The organism is Paraburkholderia sp. IMGN_8, from assembly GCF_038050405.1.
GTDB lineage: Bacteria > Pseudomonadota > Gammaproteobacteria > Burkholderiales > Burkholderiaceae > Paraburkholderia.
In genome coordinates, this window is the sequence record NZ_CP150901.1 from 989,620 (window position 1) to 1,007,878 (window position 18,259).

The 18,259-nt window shown below is 60.7% G+C and carries 17 protein-coding genes and 3 pseudogenes; 7 read left to right on the forward strand and 13 right to left on the reverse strand.

Translation table 11 applies throughout. The annotated features are described in order from the left end of the window. Window positions 1–13 precede the first annotated feature (13 nt). The 7 genes from WN982_RS25770 to WN982_RS25800 form a co-directional block, all read right to left on the reverse strand. A complete protein-coding gene (locus tag WN982_RS25770; protein WP_341318443.1) occupies window positions 14–562 on the reverse strand; it encodes a 2,4'-dihydroxyacetophenone dioxygenase family protein in 549 nt (182 codons plus the stop codon). A gap of 267 nt (window positions 563–829) precedes the next feature. Beyond that, window positions 830–1,096: a hypothetical protein gene (locus WN982_RS25775; protein WP_341319601.1), complete on the reverse strand. Its 267-nt coding sequence runs from the start codon at window positions 1,094–1,096 to the stop codon at window positions 830–832. Then, entirely contained in the window at window positions 1,005–1,619 is a 615-nt protein-coding gene (locus WN982_RS25780) for an SMP-30/gluconolactonase/LRE family protein (RefSeq protein WP_341318452.1), read from the reverse strand. Before WN982_RS25780 ends, WN982_RS25775 begins: the two co-directional genes overlap by 92 nt. Next, on the reverse strand, window positions 1,585–1,857 hold the full coding sequence (locus WN982_RS25785) for a hypothetical protein (RefSeq protein WP_341318453.1): 273 nt from the start codon (window positions 1,855–1,857) through the stop codon (window positions 1,585–1,587). Before WN982_RS25785 ends, WN982_RS25780 begins: the two co-directional genes overlap by 35 nt. A gap of 85 nt (window positions 1,858–1,942) precedes the next feature. Then, entirely contained in the window at window positions 1,943–3,103 is a 1,161-nt protein-coding gene (locus WN982_RS25790; protein WP_341318454.1) for an acyl-CoA dehydrogenase family protein, read from the reverse strand. Further along, a complete protein-coding gene (locus tag WN982_RS25795; protein WP_341318455.1) occupies window positions 3,100–3,465 on the reverse strand; it encodes a hypothetical protein in 366 nt (121 codons plus the stop codon). The genes WN982_RS25790 and WN982_RS25795 overlap by 4 nt, the downstream gene beginning before the upstream one ends. 327 nt (window positions 3,466–3,792) lie before the next feature. Then, window positions 3,793–4,650, reverse strand: a complete 858-nt coding sequence (locus WN982_RS25800) for a GntR family transcriptional regulator (RefSeq protein ID WP_341318456.1) — start codon at window positions 4,648–4,650, stop codon at window positions 3,793–3,795. A 248-nt stretch (window positions 4,651–4,898) separates the two neighbouring features. Here WN982_RS25800 and WN982_RS25805 point away from each other — a divergent pair. Further along, window positions 4,899–5,479 (forward strand): annotated as a pseudogene (locus WN982_RS25805) (Tn3 family transposase); the annotation flags it as partial. Between the two features lie 487 nt (window positions 5,480–5,966). Here WN982_RS25805 and WN982_RS25810 read toward each other — a convergent pair. The 5 genes and pseudogenes from WN982_RS25810 to WN982_RS25830 form a co-directional block, all read right to left on the reverse strand. Next, window positions 5,967–6,209: a hypothetical protein gene (locus tag WN982_RS25810; RefSeq protein ID WP_341318457.1), complete on the reverse strand. Its 243-nt coding sequence runs from the start codon at window positions 6,207–6,209 to the stop codon at window positions 5,967–5,969. Between the two features lie 53 nt (window positions 6,210–6,262). Further along, complete coding sequence (locus WN982_RS25815; RefSeq protein WP_341318458.1) at window positions 6,263–6,421, reverse strand: hypothetical protein; 159 nt, start codon at window positions 6,419–6,421, stop codon at window positions 6,263–6,265. Between the two features lie 97 nt (window positions 6,422–6,518). Beyond that, window positions 6,519–7,249, reverse strand: a pseudogene (phbB, locus tag WN982_RS25820) (acetoacetyl-CoA reductase). Window positions 7,250–7,375: 126 nt separating this feature from the next. Further along, window positions 7,376–7,567: pseudogene (locus WN982_RS25825) on the reverse strand (acyl-CoA dehydrogenase); the annotation flags it as partial. Continuing rightward, complete coding sequence (locus WN982_RS25830; RefSeq protein WP_341318459.1) at window positions 7,506–8,951, reverse strand: SMP-30/gluconolactonase/LRE family protein; 1,446 nt, start codon at window positions 8,949–8,951, stop codon at window positions 7,506–7,508. The pseudogene WN982_RS25825 and the gene WN982_RS25830, both read right to left, overlap by 62 nt. 897 nt (window positions 8,952–9,848) lie before the next feature. Between WN982_RS25830 and WN982_RS25835 the strand changes: the two genes are divergently transcribed. Beyond that, entirely contained in the window at window positions 9,849–10,964 is a 1,116-nt protein-coding gene (locus WN982_RS25835) for a porin (RefSeq protein WP_341318460.1), read from the forward strand. 532 nt (window positions 10,965–11,496) lie between these two features. On the opposite strand, the gene phaP is transcribed toward WN982_RS25835, so the two are convergent. Beyond that, window positions 11,497–12,069 (reverse strand): TIGR01841 family phasin, encoded by a 573-nt coding sequence (gene phaP / locus WN982_RS25840; RefSeq protein WP_341318461.1) that lies wholly within the window; start codon window positions 12,067–12,069, stop codon window positions 11,497–11,499. Between the two features lie 714 nt (window positions 12,070–12,783). On the opposite strand from phaP, the gene WN982_RS25845 reads away from it, so the two are divergent. The 5 genes from WN982_RS25845 to WN982_RS25865 all read left to right on the forward strand — a co-directional run bounded on the left by WN982_RS25845 (window position 12,784) and on the right by WN982_RS25865 (window position 18,255). Beyond that, window positions 12,784–13,059 carry an XRE family transcriptional regulator gene (locus WN982_RS25845; protein WP_341318462.1) on the forward strand — a complete coding sequence of 92 codons (276 nt, stop codon included), beginning with the start codon at window positions 12,784–12,786 and terminating at the stop codon, window positions 13,057–13,059. Window positions 13,060–13,274: 215 nt separating this feature from the next. Next, window positions 13,275–13,418 (forward strand): hypothetical protein, encoded by a 144-nt coding sequence (locus WN982_RS25850; RefSeq protein WP_341318463.1) that lies wholly within the window; start codon window positions 13,275–13,277, stop codon window positions 13,416–13,418. 309 nt (window positions 13,419–13,727) lie between these two features. Beyond that, window positions 13,728–14,468 carry a 3-ketoacyl-ACP reductase gene (locus tag WN982_RS25855; RefSeq protein ID WP_341318464.1) on the forward strand — a complete coding sequence of 247 codons (741 nt, stop codon included), beginning with the start codon at window positions 13,728–13,730 and terminating at the stop codon, window positions 14,466–14,468. A gap of 728 nt (window positions 14,469–15,196) precedes the next feature. After that, on the forward strand, window positions 15,197–16,201 hold the full coding sequence (locus WN982_RS25860) for an AraC family transcriptional regulator (RefSeq protein ID WP_341318465.1): 1,005 nt from the start codon (window positions 15,197–15,199) through the stop codon (window positions 16,199–16,201). A 251-nt stretch (window positions 16,202–16,452) separates the two neighbouring features. Next, complete coding sequence (locus WN982_RS25865; protein WP_341318466.1) at window positions 16,453–18,255, forward strand: acyl-CoA dehydrogenase; 1,803 nt, start codon at window positions 16,453–16,455, stop codon at window positions 18,253–18,255. Window positions 18,256–18,259 lie beyond the last annotated feature (4 nt).

Below are 18,259 nucleotides of genomic sequence, written 5' to 3' on the forward strand. Positions count from 1 at the left end.
CTCCTCTTTCCGGTCAGGAACCGGCCACGTCGGCGCCATTGCCGCGGATGTAGGGCACCGGTCCGATGTCGCGCGCCGCCGCGAGGGCCTCGATCGCGTACCGGATGGAGACCGCGTCATTGAGCGAGTGGAACGTGCCGTCCTCGTTGAAGCTGACTTGCGCGCCTTCGATCCAGGCGATGGTGATGGTGTCCTCGGTGTTGTCCTCGGGGGTGTAGAAGGTGTGCACCGAGCCGCCGGGCTCGTACAGGTAGGAGCCCGCCGTCTGCGGCTGGTCGGGGTACTCGCGATACATCCAGCAGCCCTGGATCGTCCACACCTGCGCGGTACCGGTGTGGTAGTGAATCGGCAGGGAGCGACCGGGTTCCACGATGGCCATGAAGACCCACTCGCCGCGCTCCAGGTCCAGGCGCAGCGGCTTGATGTGGATGCCCGGAAAGACATCCCTGATCAGCGGGATCTGCTCGATGTTGACGGTCAGGAGCTTGTCCTGGGGCAGGGCGGGCAGCGGCAGCGGGGCGCCGGTGGACGTGGTGGGCTGCGTGAGAATTCTTGCGTTCATGAGTTGTCTCCTGCTGTTAGTGGATGTAAAGCAGTGGATGGAAGCCGCCCTTTGATAAGGAAACCCAGCGCGCGCCAGCGGTCTCGTGGTCGATGAGGGGAAGCCTGCACCGTGCCGATGGCGGCGTCGCCGGCGGCAAGCACGCGCACCCTTGCCGTGAGCGGGCGCGGCGGCAGCGCCATCGGGTTCCGTGATCGCCGGGCCTCCAGTTGAAGTAAAAATCTAAATGTCCAATGTTAGAAGATTAGGCGCAAAGAAGACGCCTTGTCAAGCCGGGATCCGCTTCTTGATTTTCGAGATCGTGTGGACCTTTACCTTGCGAGCCCACGGTCCATCGATGGTCCGCAGATTCCGGGCCACGAGATGCGCCAGGCCAAGCTCGTCAGCAAGCTGCGAAATGGCTGCCTCTACATCGAGCGACAGGTTGGTGACAAGCACGTCGTCACCGTGGAATACCAGGCTGTTCGACCAGAGAAAGCCGATGGGTGCCCCATCGCGATCGATGCCGCAGAAATCGCCGAGCTTGGCGATCACGGCCCTGCGTCGGCTCGAGCACGAGAATCAAATTGGATTGATTGCACGCGATCCAGAGGTTGTCGTGCTCGTCGATTTTCAGACCGTCGGGGCCGCCGCCGATCCGGTTGACGAAGACTTCAGGCGTGCCGGGCTCGAGCGTCGAGCCGGTCACCGGTATCTTGACAATGGTGTCGTTCGCCGTATTGGTGACGAACAAGGCCGTCTTCTTGTTGTTGAACGCCAGACCGTTCGCGCCGGTGGTTGGCGGTATCCTCGTCGGCTTGAGCAGTGGGCTGTTGACCCATGCCGACGCTTCGTCACCGTCGGGTCCGACTTTCCAGATCATGCCCTGGTGGGCGTCGGTCACGTACACGTTGCCGGCGGCGTCGAACGTAATCCCGTCGAGGCCGGAGTGCTTGTCCGTGACCGTCATGAACACGGATGAGGCACCCGTGTTGGGATCGACGCTCAGGACCTTCCCGGCCCCGTAATCGACCGCGAGCAACTTACCCGTCTGTGGAGGGAAGCCGACGTCGAGCAACAACCCTGCTCGAGCCCTTGATGCCGACACTGCGCAGGCGCTTGCCCAGCGGGTCGAACACAAGGAGCGTTCCCTCGCTTGTCCTGGGTTTGTTCGCCGCCACCGTGACAACGTAGACGTTGCCCTCGCGGTCCACGGCGATCCCCTCGGGATGCGCCTCACCGGGGGGCAACGTGGCGAATGTCTCGACCTTGCCGCGCTCCCAGGCCTTTGCCGCGAGCGGCGTCGTCAGCAACATCCAGCAATATCAGCATCGATCCGAATTGGTGTCGTAGGGCGTGGCCCTGCCACGCCCTGGATGCGGCTGTTTTGCGCTGCGCTGATCAATACGATTTCGGCAATCCGAGGGCCTGCTCGGCGACGTAGCACAGCGCGAGCTCCTGCGTCACCGGCGCGAGCAGGGGCAGCACGCTTTCGCGCAAGCCGCGCTCGACGTGGTACTCCTTGGCGAAGCCGAATCCGCCGTGCGTACGGACGGCACGCAAAGCCGTCTCATAGCCGGCCTCCGCAGCCAGGTACTTGGCCGCAGTGGCCTCGACGCCGCACGGCTTGCCCGCGTCGTACAGCGCAGCGGCCTTCCACATCAGCAGCTCTGCCGATTGCAGACGCATCCAGCATTCGGCCAGCGGATGCTGGATCGCCTGGTTCTTGCCGATCGGCCGCCCGAACACGACGCGTTCCTTGGCATAGTCCGTCGCACGCTCGAGTGCCGTCTGCGCGGCACCGAGCGCGGCAGCGGCGACGAGGATGCGCTCCGGGTTCAGGCCGTGCAGCAAATACTTGAAGCCCTGGCCTTCCTCGCCGATGCGATCCTCGACAGGGATCTCCAGCCCGTCGATGAACAGTTCGTTCGAGTCCACGGCCTTGCGCGCCATCTTCTCGATCTCGCTGATGCGCACCTGCGAGCGGTCGAGGTCGGTGTAGAACAGCGTGACGCCGTCCATCGGCCGCGCGCATTCCTCGATCGGCGTCGTGCGCGCCACCAGCAGGATCTTGTTGGCGTGCTGCGCGGTCGAGGTCCAGACCTTCTGGCCGTGCACGACATAGCGGTCGCCGGCGCGGCGGGCGAGGGTTCTGACGCGGGTGGTGTCGGAGCCGACGTTGGGCTCCGTCACGCCGAAGCAGGCGCGATGCGAGCCGTCGATCAGCGGCGGCAGCATGCGCCGCTTCTGCTCCTGCGTGCCGAACACGACCACCGGCTGCGGGCCGAACAGGTTCAGATGCACCGACGACACGGCCGCCGAGCCGAGCTTGCCGATGGTGCGCATCACCATCGCGGCCGCCGCGATCCCGAGGCCGGCGCCGCCATGCTCCCTGGGCATCGTCACGCCGAACCACCCGCCGCGGGCAACGGCGTCGCAGAATTCGCTGGGCCAGCGCCCGTCGCTGTCGCGCTCGAGCCAGTAATCGGCGCCGAAGTCGGCGCAGAGGGCCTCGACGGCGTCGCGGATCGCCAGCTGGTCGTCGGAGAAATCGAAATTCATGCGGGGCGCTCCTGCAGCAGGCTTTCGGGCACCTCGGCCGGCATGCCGAGCAGCATCTGCGCCATGCCCTTGCCGAGCGGCAGCGAAATCATGCCGCCGCCCGGCGCCCGCCTGCAGACGAGGTTGATGGCATGGATGCCTGGCGGCTCGTTCCTGTGGACCGGCCTCAGTTTGGGCTTGGCCATCGTCTTGGGCGTGCCGAACTGCTTGATGTCGGCGCCACCGGAAAACGCCGTGCCCGGATGCGAGACGAGACAGGCGCAGGCCCCACGAGCGGTCGGCCGCCAGATGGCGACGTCAGAGGTCGAAGGTACGACCCACTCGCCACTGATGAAGAAAGAAGAATTGCGTCGGATCGACATGCCGGGTCTCCAGGTATCTGAGTGGGCATTATACCTAAATGTCGAATATTGGAATGTTTAGGGCAAACAATTAGCTTTGCTGAGTCTCATGTGGGTGTGGCTGAGAGCGCGGCGCCAAGCGGTGCGATATTTCGCGCACCCAGCAGGATGAGTTCGGGGTCGCCGCTAACGTAACATTCGCTCGACGGAGCGCAACCAAGCGCGCAAAGATGGGAACCCGAAAACACCGACGACGCGAGCACTGAACACGCCGAAGCCGGGCGTTTTCGGTCTTGCCAGTCGGATGCTTTCGGTGTCTGCGGTGGTTACGTTTGTGCTTATGGGTGTTTACTTGAGGTTCAAGCGAGAGCTTTCAGCCCCGCTTGCGCTCGCCGGCCAGTCCGGCTGGGGTTCGGTGATGCCGGGCATGCTCTTCAATACGGACACGGGGAAGTCAATCTCCGAGACGTAGCGGTCGCCCCGATACCAGGTGACACCGGCGTACAGCAATTTGCCTTTGCCGTCGACCAGGCGCCGCGACATTTTCGCGACGGGGGAGGCGAACGGCATCTTCAGCATGTCGCACAGAGGAAAATCGGCGGGCATTACGGTTAGGCGTTGCCGCACGCGTTTGCAGCGCGTGCCCAGTTCGTCGAGCACCGCGGCGAGCAGCTTCCTTTTCTTGGCGATGTCCCTGGGCAGCGATTCGAAGACCGGCGTGGGCACATAGATCTCGGCGTAGCAGAACGGCTCGCCGGAATAGGTGTGCAGTTTACGAACGCACACGTATTCGCCGTCCGACGAGTCGTTGGGCCCGAGCAGCTCCGGCGGCACCAGAGTGCGCCGCCGGACTTCGAGTATCTCGAAGGAAAGCGCATGCGGCGCGGCGAACGGATCGTTGATCGCCAGTTCGATGTCACCGGTGGCGGCGGGCAGCGCGGCCACGTGGGTGCCAACACCCCGCTGGCTGCGGATCAGCCCTTCCCTGGAAAGCAGCTCGTACGCTTGCCGGACAGAGACGACGGCGACCCCAAAGTCGTTTGCCAGTTGCGTGATTGACGGCAGCTGCGTGCTGAGCGGGTAATCGCCGTTCGCGATCCGATGCCTCAGTAAGGAAGCCAAACGCTGATATTGTGCAACGCCGCGTTCGGCCCCCAGCTCCGGTCGCTCGGCCTTGATGTCGACATGACTGTTGCGCTTGATCACAATGGCCCTCACCCGAATGTCTAACATTCGAATTATATCAGGACCGGCACCGGTCGTCGCTTGCCCGCCGCTCCGTGTTGTACGGGGTTTTCCTTCTAAAACGGGCTCGCCATCAGCGATAACTCGCGCAGGTAACCGGCCAGCAGGTCGCCGAAGGTCATTCACCCTTCGGCCCTTGGCGTAGTCGACGAACAGGCCGCTACTGCGCTCTAGTTCCAGGCGCTGCTTGATGTCGATGACCTCTTGCTTGCCTGATCCGTCCGGTGGGCCAGATCGACCGGCAGCTCATCATCAACGAGAAGCCGAACATCGACCAGATCGTCGCCACGCTGGGCCTCAAGGAACTGACCCAGGGCACGCTGATCCGCAAGCTGTGCACCTACACCGCGCCGAATCCGACACGGCGCGCGATATTCGAGTTCGACAAGCTCATCCGCAGCATCTACACGTTGCGCTATCTGCGTGATCCGCAACTGGAACGAAACGTGCACCGCTCACAGAACCGTATCGAGTCCTTCCACCAGGTACGCTCGACCATTGCGCAGGTCGGTGGAAAGAAGGAGTTGACCGGTCGCACCGACATCGAAATTGAGATTAGCAACCAGTGCGCCAGACTGATCGCCAGCGCGATCATCTACTACAACTCGGCCATCCTTTAGCACCTGCTGCCGAAATGCGAGGCGAGCGGCAACGCCAAGGCCGTGGCGCTGATCACCAAGACGTCGCCGGCGGCCTGGCGGCACATCCTGCTAACGGGCATTACACCGTCCAGAGCGGCGGCAACATGATCGATCTGGACGCGCTCCTGGCCGGGCTGGGGTTTGGATGACGGAAATTTCGGCAGTTCCGGCTTACAGCCCCAGGTACCGGGTCTACGAGGGCTCTTCGCCCCGAACCGGGGAAGGGACAGACTCAAGCAGTCTCGCAAGCCTGGCGCGCTGCTGCGGAGTCAGCCCTCGTGTAGCGCTCACCTGCTGAACACGTCCGCGTCAGTAGGTCCTGCTGAACAATGAATCTGCGCCATCCGCTGACAGGATCCGTTCGAGATCAGCAATCGCGTCCTCGGCTGTTCGGGGCGTGTAAGGGCTCTCCCCATCTCCGGGTCCTTTTTCTATTGTTGTTTTCATCCAGGTCTCTCATGGGGTTACCGACTGGGTCCGGTCCGTACGCCAGGCTTCAGTTGAGCCTGTTTCTGTCAAACAACAGATGCGCGTGTGCTCTCGCTGAACAGCGACCATGCGCCCCCCCCGGAACCGCGACGTGCTCCGGCCGACGCCTCGGCGTGACCCATCGCACGCGCACGGCACCGGGAATGGTTAGCAAAGCCCTGCAGTGGCCACCCACGCCATCTTCTCGAACTGCCTGAGAACGGTGTTCAGCGACCCGGTGAACGTTTCTGCAAACGATATCGTCATGTCCTCGAAACCACGTTCGCGGTTGGTCACAATCTGGACGCGCTCGATGTCACGGGCGACCGGCATCAGCACCTGCCAGACTGCGGCGTACGAACCGTGATCTGATGGCCTTTGGGTTAATAGCCCGGCAATTTCGTGTGTCATCCTCCAGCCCTCTCTCCGATGTGTGTGTCTGGTTATCCGCACGGGCAGTGCGGTCACATTCGCCCGCGCGTTTGATGCCACCACTCATGATGATTCAGATGCCGTAGCATTCTTGCCCGTGTCCGCTCACGGCGATAGTGACCAATCACCATGAGCATCGCGATACTGAGGGCCGAGCCCCCGATGATCAGGCCCATCCAGGTTTCACTCATGACACATTCCTCTCATGGAAGCACAGGGGTGTTGCGTGAATGGTTCACGCCGGTTCGTGCGGTCTCCCTGCACGAACCGGCCGGCGCGCGCGTCCTGTTACTGCATGTGCTGGCCACCGTTGATCGCGATATTGGAACCGGTCACGAAGCCGGCATCGTCCGAGCACAGGTAAAGCACGAGCGCCACCACTTCTTCGGGCTTGCCAAGACGCCCCATCGGGATATGGGACAGGACCTTCGTATCAAGGATCTCCTGCGGAATCGCCGTGACCATCTTCGTCGCCAGGTAGCCCGGTGAAATCGTATTGACGGTCACGCCTTTACGCGCCACTTCCAGCGCCAGCGATTTGGTGAAGCCGTGCATGCCAGCCTTGCCTGCGGCGTAGTTGGTCTGACCGACTGAAACTTTCGAACCGTTGACAGAGGAGATGTTGACGATGCGCCCCCAGCCGCGCGCGACCATCTCTTCGCACAACGGCCTGGTCATGTTGAAGACCGAATCCAGATTGGTGCGAATGACCGCGTCCCAGTTGACCTTGTCCATCTGTCCTGCGTGATCCCGGCGTTGTTCACCAGGACGTCAACAGGACCGGCTTCAGCCCGAATTCTGGCCACGCCGTGCTGGCAGGAGTCGTAGTCGGACACATCGACTGGGTATGCGCGAAAGGTACGGCCCTGAGTTTCCATGCTAGCCAGCCATTCGGCTACGCCCGTGTTGTTCGGCGAGTGCGTGATGACCACCTCATAACCGGCGTCATGCAGTTTCGTGCTGATCGCTTCGCCAAGGCCGCCCATACCGCCCGTCACTGCAGCGATTCGTTTCGTCATTCTTTCCATCCGTGATCGTAATATCGCGGGGATCTTCATTTCGTGAAGGCGCGCGACGCTTTCTGCCAGAACGGATCTCCGAGAAACGGGCGGTTTCTCGCCCGTCTACCGAATTTGCACCACAACCCCTTGGCCTTCCTCGCCGATGCGGTCCACGACGGGAATCTCCAGCCCGTAAATGAACCACTCGGTCGAGTCCATGGCCTTGCGTTGCATCTTCTCGATCTCGCTGATCTGCGCAGGCGAGCGGTCGAGGTCAGTGGAGAAGGGCAGCAGGATCTTGTTGGCGTGTTGCGAGGTCGAGGTCCGGACCTTCTGGTATCCGCTTCTTGATTTTCGAGATCGTGTGGACCTTCACCTGGGCAGCCCACGGTCCATCGATTGTCCGCTGATTCTTGGCCACGAGATGCGTCAAGCCAAGCTCGTCACTATGCTGCGAAAGTGCAGCGGCGTAATCCAGAGACAGGTTAGTGACAAGAACGTCCTCGCCATGGAATACGAAACTAGTCGGCCACAGAAAGCCGATGGGTGCCCCGTCGCGATCGATTCCGCCGAAGTCGCCGAGCTTGGCAATCACCCGGCCCTGCGTCGGCTCGAGCACGAGAATCTCGTTGGACTGGTTGCACGCGATCCAGATGTTGTCGTGCTCGTCGATCATGAGTTTGTCGGGGCCACCGCCGACGCGGTTGACGAAGACTTCAGGCGTGCCGGGTTCGAGCGTCGAGCCAGTCACCGGTATCTTGACAATCGTGTCGTTCGCCGTGTTGGAGACGAACATCGCCGTCTTCTCGTTATTGAACGCCATATCATTCGCACCGATGGCTGGTGGTAGCCTCGTCGGCTTGAGCAGCGGGCTTGTGACCCACGCCGACCCTTCGCCGCCGTCTGGTCCGACTTTCCAGATAATGCCCTGGTGGGCGTCGGTCACGTACACATTGCCCGCGGCGTCGAACCCCAACCCGTCGAGGCCGGGGTCCTTCCCCGTGACCGTCATGAACACGGATGAGGCACCCGTCCTGGGATCGACGCTCAGAACCTTCGCGGTCTGGTAATCGACCACGAGCAACTTGCCTGTCTGCGGATGGAAGTCAATGTCAAGCAATAGTCTGCTCGAGCCCTTGACGCCGACAGTCCGTAGGTGCTTGCCCTGAGGGTCGAACACAAGGAGCGTTCCGTCACTCGTCTTGGGTTTGTTCGCCGCCACCGTGGCGACATAGATGTTGCCCTCGCGATCCACGGTGATCCCCTCGGGATGTGCCTCACCCGGGGGCAACGTGGCAAAGCGCTCGACCTTGCCGCGCTCCCAGGCGTTGGCGGCGAGCGGCGTCGCCAGCAACACCAGCAATGTCAGCATCGGCAATATCAGCATCGTCTTGACTCTGTTCATTCTCATGTCGCACTGTTCCAGGTTCGTGGGGGTTGATGGATCGTTACGCCAGTCATACGATTTCGGCAATCCGAGCGCCTGCTCGGCGACGTAGCACAGCGCGAACTCCTGGCTCACCGGGGCGAGCCGGGGCAACACGCTTTCGCGCAAGCCGCGCTCCACGTGGTACGCCTTGGCGAAGCCGAAGTCGCCATGCATACGCACGGCACGCAATGCCGTCTCGAAGGCGGCTTCTGCTGCGAGGTACATGACCGCCGTGGCCTCGACGCCGCAGGGCTTGCCGGCGTCGTAGAGCGCAGCCGCCTTCCACATCATCAGCCTGGCCGATTGCAGGCGCGTCCAGCATTCCCATCAAAGCCACGGTAACGATGAACATGCGCTTGCGGCCCAACCTGTCGCCCATCGCTGAAAGGAGCATTCCTCCGACAGGCCTGACCATATAGCCGGCCGCGAAAATAGCGAGTGTCTGCAGCGCGCTCAACCAGCGCTCAGCGGCGGATGAAAAGAACACCCGTCTAAGCGTTGGCACCATGACCCCGAAGACGATGAACTCGCAATACTCCAGTCCGCCGCCCAACATCGCGATGCCGAGCATCATGATTTGCGTTCGGGTCAGCGGTGATGCGGCGGCGGACGCGTCATGCAGGCGTTCTGTCGAGGCATGCCGCGATATCGGCGTTTGCTCCATCCATGTGTCCTCGTTTTCAGGGGTTGCTTTAGCAAGGGACGCAGTTGGCGACAGCGTTCGGAAAGTGCGGCGCCATTCGCCTTGTCGCAATAGTTATAAACGTCTATTTATAGAACTATAGTATTCGACGCCGACCGTCCACGCAACTCAGTATTACTACGGGGTGTCCATGCACGTGTGCTTTCGCTCAATATGACATCGGAAGTCCCAGGACCTCTTCGGCGATGAAGCTGATGCGAGAATGGTAGGGCGAGTCGCCGAGCGTGTGGGCTAGGCATGGCACGCCGGCGCGATCGAGTTTTTCGATCCGTTAATTCTGAGGAGTCCGTCGAATCCGCACTGACGCCCGCATTGTCCCACGCGCTATTTTTTGGATCCGGGTTCAGTTCCTTGCATAGCTGTTTTCTTCAAGCCCGTGGGATTTGTGTTTTGCAGAATCGTTGTCAGCACAGGTCGACTGTGCACTCAAAGATTTACTCAATTCGTGTCCGTCGGACGCACCAACAAACAGATAGGAGACGTGCATGCGTGCCATCAGTCGGGGAATTTGCGGTGCTACGTTGGCTCTTTTAGCAGGCCATGCAGTAGCGCAGTCGAGTGTGACACTCTATGGCGTGGTCGACGTTTTTGGTCAGTATCTGAACAACGGCGGAACTCATTCCTTTTCCGAAAGAAGTGGCGGCTCCACAGCGTCCCTTTTCGGGTTCAAGGGGAGTGAGGACCTCGGCGGTAAATTGACGGCCGAATTCGACCTCGAGAGCGGCTTCAACGTGAACAACGGGACGTTCTTCGCGGACAGCAATGCGCTCTTCTACCGTCAGGCGTGGATCGGGTTGAGTCATGCCGACTTCGGTTCGCTGACCTTCGGTCGTCAGTATCAACCGAGCTTCAAGGTCGTCTATCCCGCCGACCCCTTCCGCATCAACGAAGTGATTTCGCCGATCGCCGCGGCCGTCCTCGCAATTGACCGAAACACCTTGTCGACGCAGTACGCCACCGGACGCACCAGCAATTCGGTCAACTATCAATCGCCGAATCTGAGCGGTTTCACGTTCAACGCGATGTACGCGTTCTCTGCGACGGTCACGCAGCCTTTGCCGTCAACGTCGGGGAATTTTCTCGATGTATCGGCAACCTATTCCAACTATGGTCTGTTTGCGGGTTTCGGATATCAGTATCAGCATGCTGGACAGCTGAGCTTTCCCGGACTTCCTGGCCGCCTGGATCTGGTGGGAACGGCTCACTACACGGGGGCACTTGCTTACCGGTTCGGCATCGTGAACCTGCAGGTCGCCTATCTGTACGTGCAACCCAAAGATGCCGCGGCGGGTTCACTCGCGGCCCGTCTTGGTACGGTCCATTCCGTCAGCATTGTTGAAGTGGGGGCGACGATTCAGGCGACGGCGCAGGATGCCATCCAGATCGCCGTAATTGAACGTAATGTGCGTGGTTCACACGACAACACGCCGGGAATAGAAGTGGGCGCAGAACATTACCTTACGAAGCGCACGTCCGTGTACATGCGGGCAGGCTATATGAAGAACAATGGAAGCGCGACGACGAGCTGGCCCGGCATCACCGTGACCGAACCCAACGCGTCGCAGACGCTGGTGCTGATGGGCATGACGCACCGGTTCTAGCCGACACGGCCGTGCCCGGCAGCGCTAACTGGTCGCACGGCTTCGTGGATGCGAGGCGAAAGCCTGTTCCTGAAGCGCTCACCTTTCGGCGGATGGCTCTGCGTCCCGGTCGTGCCGAAGGTGGAATCGCTCTGGACGCAACGCTGCGCGCTGCGCCGCAGGCGATGGTAGTGCGCCACCGGCGTGACCTGTCCGCGCCGATCGCCGGCGTCGGAGGAGTTGGGGCGCGGAAAACGTCAGCCGGAGTACGCCGTCGCGCCATTCACTTGCGGCATGACCTGCGACGCGGCGAACGTGCCGAACCTCGCCGAGCCAGTCAATCAATGCCCGCTGCCGCTCGGCGCCCCAACTCCGTCACGGAAAGTGCAACCGTCAATCTGCGACTCCGAATACCGAAGTGCATGACCGCTCAAAAATCCGCTGGCGGCGCCGGAGGCACAGCGGTCGCCGCTCAGCCCCCAAAGGTCACGCTCAAAACATCGAGCAAGAACTCTCTTCGAGGCTTTGACGGCGGCCGCCGCCGTTCAAGGCACTACTGATTTTCAACAGCTTCGACGGGTACAACCGCATGGCGAGGCCGTTTGGCAGAGGACGCAGAGTTGAGGTTGCTTTCGACAGTCTCCACTGCCTGCTTGGCGGCTTTCGCCGCAGTTTCGTACGCTGAGTTGACCGTCTGGCTTGCTGTCGTGATGAATGTCTTCCATGCCGTCCATGCGGTTTCATTTCCCGACGGCGCGTTTTTCGCGAGGCCGTCGATGAAAGCCTGCGCATCGCTCCGGAGCTGCTTGTACTGTGCTTCGGTGAGCGCCGCAAATCCGGCCTGGGTGCTGGAGAGGATTTCGTAAACGTGGCGCCAGTACGACTGCACCTTTCCAGTGGCGGGTTGCGCCTCACTCGTCGGTTGCGAAAACAGCTCCTGTGGCTCTTTGGCCAAAAGAGCCTTGATGACGACTTCCTGATTTTCAGCAAGGGTCGATTTGACGGCTTGAACGTTCAGCTCGACGAGCTTTTCGACGCCTTCAAACGCTTTATTCAGCATAGCAAACGTTGTTTCGACGCCGGCTTTCTGTGCGGCGACCAGTTGCTCAGTCGTAGGACTGCTCATCGATATCTCCATGAAAAGTAGAAGTGCCTGAATGTCCATAACGGCAGCTCACGGACAACAAGACACAGAGTAGATTCGGTGGTGCGGTGCAGCAATATCGCATTCTAAGGTCGCGTTCGCGTATGTCAATCATTTGTTGGATGAAGTCACCTTGTTTCACGCAAGCGCACCGGCTAACCCCTGTCGTGCTTGAGGAGCAGACGTTGTGTAAGTGAAAACCCGCAAAGGACGCGCCCGCTTCAACTGGGAACCCTTTTAATCAATTGTTTGCGGTGCAGCAAAACGGATGGCGGTCCATCTTCGGCTCGGTGTCAAAATGGCGAACAAGTCTTCTCCAGTGCCCGGCTCTCGCTATCTGTTTTTGAGGCGACTGTGTCGCCGCTGGTCGCGTAGCTCCGGATTGCGGCGACGCTGACCATCATCCACGAAGCCTGTTTGCGACGTCTCCTACTGAAGAATCCGGGCGCAGTCTTCTACCGCGGAAATACAAGAGTGACCTCGATGCAAGGCAAAGATTTGTTCAGAGTTATTTTTCATTTGACAGTAGTGCGCACGCTGGGAAATAGTTGTGCAAACTGCCTGTATGCAGGTCCGCGGTCAATGACCCGAAGGTGGCAACGCTGAGTCACCTGGGTGTCACGACCAACACGTTCGACGCCGCGAAAGGCGTCGGCACCAGATGGCATAAAAAATAGATGCTGAGAGACGTACAAGATGAATGTCCATGAGACGAATATCGGTCACCTCGACCGTAGCATCGAGGGCGTCCGCCTGGTGCGAGCCCTGGCCGCGCGTCTCGACAGGGCCTTCAAACGGGCAGACATCGGCTCGGCGCGCGCAGCGACGTGGCTGGGCGTACCCGAATACGACGTGCAATATTGGCCACAGGGAATCACCGTCCCGCCGTTGAACGCCTGTATGCGTCTCGCCGCCGACCTCAATCTCGACGGTCACTGGCTTTGCACCGGGCAGGCAACTGTCATCGACTAACTTGTATCCCGTTCGAATCACGCGAGTCACGCGTTCGCGTGTCGTGTGCGCCCATACGTCCTGATGCTTCCTCACGGTCGGCATCGCGGTCACGGCAACAGGGTCGGTGACTTTTCAGACGGAGCATTCAGGCGTGCATCTAACCGGGGAGTCAAGGTAAAGGCAGTTAAACACGAGCGGGCATCTGACGACGTTGGCCCATCAACGATTACAAGATGGAACTGGCGCGCGGCGCCTCCTATATCGCGAGCGCGCTGCACGGGGAAACGCTTCACGCGGCGGTCGCGGAAACCGTTGGTCAGTTCGATGCTGTGCATGGACGTGGCAGGCTGAAGACATTTGCGGGCTGCCTCTCCTGAGGTTGGAGCGGCGCGACAAGCTGGAGGCAGTCAAGGTACTTCGCGAGTTCATGGAACATGGACGCCGGCAGGAGGTGATGCCCCGCGCTCCACATGAATCAGCGTTTGGCAGTAAGTCGTCGCCCGAAAGAAGCCGGCGAGACAGTCGTTGAAGGGCAAGACGCGAGTGCAATGAACGAAGCTGCTCGTACGTCACTGCAGGTTGCCGCAGAAAGAAGCCTTGGCTGAGACGCGTACGCAGATGGGAGCTTGATTGATTCCCGGGAAAAGAATTTGATCGTTAACCGTAGCAAAAACGGGGGGTGGAGCATGACACAGCGAATTGCATACGTAACCGGCGGTATGGGAGGAATTGGTACCGCGATATGTCAGCGACTGCACGCGGACGGACTGACGGTTGTGGCGGGATGTGGGCCTAACTCGCCGCGACGCGAGCGGTGGCTGGCCGAGCAGGCGGAGCTTGGATTTTCCTTCGTCGCCTCGGAGGGCAATGTCAGCGACTGGGAATCGACCGAAGCTGCTTTCGCAAAGGTGAAGAAAGAAGTGGGTGACATCGACGTGCTCGTGAACAACGCTGGCATTACGCGGGACGGAGTGTTCAGGAAGATGTCTCGCGGAAACTGGAACGATGTCATCAACACAAACCTGACGAGTCTCTTCAACGTGACCAAGCAGGTTATCGAGGAGATGGTCGGCAAGGGTTGGGGCCGCATCATCAACATTTCGTCTGTGAATGGACAGAAAGGGCAGTTCGGCCAGACCAACTATTCGACAGCAAAAGCCGGTATTCATGGCTTCACGATGTCGCTGGCCCAGGAAGTGGCGACAAAGGGCATCACCGTGAATACGGTTTCGCCGGGGTACATCGGAACCGATATGGTTCGTGCCGTACGCCCAGAAGTACTGGACGCAATCGTACAGAGCATCCCGGTACGCCGTCTCGGGGAAGCTACGGAAATTGCCTCGATCGTCTCGTGGCTTGCCAGCGCCGAAGCAGGCTTTGCGACCGGTGCAGATTTCTCATTGAACGGTGGCCTGCACATGGGCTAGCAGTCATCTGCGGTTGAGGGAAGTCCGGATGCGTCCGGCTCTGGCGTTCATGACAGGGCGCCGGAGCCAGCAATGATGGGACATTCAGACGACATTTCATGGGGCTGCGGTTGCGCAGGTTCGACATGCATCGGTCGTACCGATACAAAGACTTCACCATCGAGCTGGATGCCGGGTCCATCGACGGAATGCCACTCGAAAAAGTCCGTTCCGCCCCGGCCGATACGCGCAGCAGTCTGCGTTTCACGCGCCACAAGTGCCGAAATAATTCAACGGTTGAGCGTTAGTCAGGACGACCGCCGATCGTTTGCCAGCGAGGCCGAAGCATTGATGAGGGGCTACGGCGCTGCCCAGAGCATCATTGACGGCATGGTAACCGGCGCCGCGGTACGGGCAATACGTTGAGCGCGTGTTCCGTCCGCTTCGAGCTGTTGAGGGCAGTGCGGACGTTCCGCAGACTGTCGAACTAATCGAGAGGCTGAATTGCAGATGCCGTTTGCAATTGGTAACTGATCGATGGGCGCATTGGCAATTTCATCGAACAAAGTGGGCCGTACGACGCGAGCACCATCAATGCCTATCTGACGGCGCCGATGTGGGATTGACTGCGGCGGGTGCCTCGTACTTGGGATTCTCGACTTCGGTCTAGGTTCGCTTATATAGTGACAGACTGCGGGCAGCGACTGTTTTCCTTTCACTGCCTTTTCCAGCGTGCACCCTATCCGACCATGGCCATGCATCCACCCGGCGCGACCGTACCGATCTCCCTCGTCCAAGGTTTTCTCGACGGCGTGAGCGCACGGTCAGACGTCCTCGACCGATACCTCGAAGGAGCCAGCATCTCTCCAGCCCTGTTGACTGAGCCCGGCGCGCGCGTGACGGAGGCGCAGTTCGCGGCGCTGTACCGCGCACTGGCAATCGAGTTCGACGACGAAATGCCGGGCATCTTCGCCCGGCCATTGCGCAATGGCACGCTGAAATTCCTGTGCCTGAGTCTCCTCGACGCGCCGAACCTGGAAACCGCGATGCATCGGTTCGGCCAGTTCATGCATATCGTGCTCGATGACTTCCGGTTCGAATCCCGCCGCAGCGCTCTGGTGGCTGATGTCGCGCTAGGACAGGGAGCCGCGGCCGTCAGCGTCCTTGGTCAGGAATTGATGCTGAAACTCGCGCACGGCGTGGCGTCCTGGCTCGTCGGCCAGAAGATTCCGCTGCTGCAAGTCCGCTTTGCGTTTCCGCGTCCACCGCATGCGCATGAATATCTCTACCTCTTTCCTGGACCTGTCCAGTTCGACTGTGAACAGACGCTGATGCAGTTCAGCGCGTCTTTCTTCGACATGCCAATTCGCCAGCGCAAGGCGAACCTGCGTAAGTTTCTCGCGCGGGCGCCCGAAGACTGGATCTTTGTGGCGTTCGACGAACAACTCACGAGCCACCGCGTCAGGGAATACCTGGCCTCCCGCTTGCCCGACATGTCGTCAATCGAGGAAGCCGCGCAAGGCCTGCACTGCTCGGTGCGGACGTTGTGCCGCCATCTTGCCGCCGAGGGTGCCGCGTTTCAGACGCTGAAGAACGAATTGCGACGGGATATCGCGATTCAACGCCTCACGGGAACCGAGGACACGATCGCGGCGATTGCCGGCGACATCGGCTTCGATGATCCGACCGCCTTCCATCGGGCCTTCCGGCACTGGACGGGCAGCACACCCGGCGCGTATCGCCGCGGCACCTGATTCCATCGACAACACCGGGCCTGCGCGAGAGGCCGGTGTTGTCGCGCATCGGCCGTCATGAACGGCGCCGCGCCAAGGCGACTCGGCCGGATTGCTCGTATTCCCTGGCCGACTTTGTCAATAGATGGTCCGGTTTGGTCAACCGGATTCGCGATGTTCGAGGCTACGATGCCCGTCAATCGTTGCCGTGCAGGACCTGACGTTCCAGTGTCATGGCACCCCTTTAAATTCCACCATTGGGAAGACACAGGATGAGCTATTCGGCCCCCGTCAAGGACATGCTGTTCGCCATTAATGAACTTGCAGGTCTCGATCACGTATCGACGCTGCCCGGCTTCGAGGACGCGACGGTTGAAACTGCGCAGGCAGTGCTCGAAGAAGCCGCCCGCTTTAACACGGACGTGCTGGCGCCACTGAATTTCGAAGGAGACAGGAACCCGAGCAGTTGGAAGGATGGTGCGGTCACCGCCTCGCCGGGCTTCAAGGAAGCATTTCAGCAGTTCGCCGAGGGCGGCTGGCAGGGTGTCGTTCACCCCATCGAATATGGCGGCCAGGGCTTGCCGAAACTGCTTGCCACACCGTGCATCGAAATGCTGAATGCCGCGAACCTGTCGCTTGCGCTGTGTCCGTTGTTGACCGACGGCGCGATCGAGGCGCTGTTGACCGCGGGCAGCGAGGAGCAGAAGCAACGCTACGTGCCAAAGCTGATCTCCGGCGAGTGGACCGGTACGATGAACCTCACTGAACCGCAGGCCGGTTCCGATCTCGCGCTCGTGCGCACACGCGCCGAACCGCAAGGCGACGGCACGTACCGGATTTTCGGAACGAAGATCTTCATCACCTGGGGCGAGCACGATATGGCGGGGAACATCGTGCACCTTGTGCTCGCGCGCATACCGGACGCGCCCGAAGGTGTGAGGGGTATTTCGCTCTTCATCGTCCCGAAGTTCATGATCAACGACGACGGCACGCTTGGCGCGCGCAACGACGTGCATTGTGTGTCGATCGAACACAAGCTGGGCATCAAGGCGAGCCCCACTGCAGTGCTGCAATTTGGCGATCACGGAGGCGCAATCGGTTACCTGATCGGCGAGGCGAACCGCGGCCTCGAGTACATGTTCATCATGATGAACGCGGCGCGCTTCGGTGTCGGCGTGCAGGGCATCGCTGTTGCCGATCGCGCGCACCAGAAAGCCGTTGCCTATGCGAAGGAGCGTGTGCAGAGTCGGCCGGTTGACGGTTCGGCTAAACAGTCAGTGGCGATTATTCAGCATCCCGACGTGCGCCGCATGCTCGCGACGATGCGCGCGTTGACTGAAGGAGCCCGTGCGCTCACCTACGTCGCTGCTGCCCACAGCGACATCGCGCATCGTCACGCCGACGAGGCGGTGCGAGCCGACCATCAGGCGATCTACGAATATCTGGTGCCAGTCGTGAAGGGTTGGAGTACGGAGCTGTCGATCGACGTCGCGAGCCTGGGCGTACAGGTGCATGGCGGGATGGGTTTCATCGAAGAGACTGGTGCCGCGCAGTACTACCGCGACGCGCGCATCCTGACGATCTACGAAGGCACGACTGCGATCCAGGCGAACGACCTGGTCGGACGCAAGACGCTCCGCGACGGCGGCGCGGTCGCCAAGGTGCTGATTGAGCAGATTGACGAAACCCTCTCAGCGTTGTGGGAGCATGCCTCGTATGAGTCCAGCCCAGCGTTCCAGGTGCTTTACCGTCATCTTGCGGCAGGTCGCGTGGCGCTGGCGAACGTCGTCGAGTTTGTGCTCGCCCGAGCCCAGCAGGAACCGAACGTGGTGTTTGCCGGCAGTGTGTCGTATCTGAAGCTGGCCGGCATCGTGCTGGCTGGCTGGCAGTTCGCCCGGGCGCTACTGGTGGCCACGGAGAAGCGCAGCGACGATCCGTCGTTCTACGACGCGAAGATCGCGACGGCACACTGTTTCGCGACGCAGGTCCTGCCGCAGGCACTCGCGTGGGAAGCGGCCATTGTCGGCGCGCAGGATGACGTGGGCGTGCTGGCGCTGACGGAAGACCAGTTCTGATGCA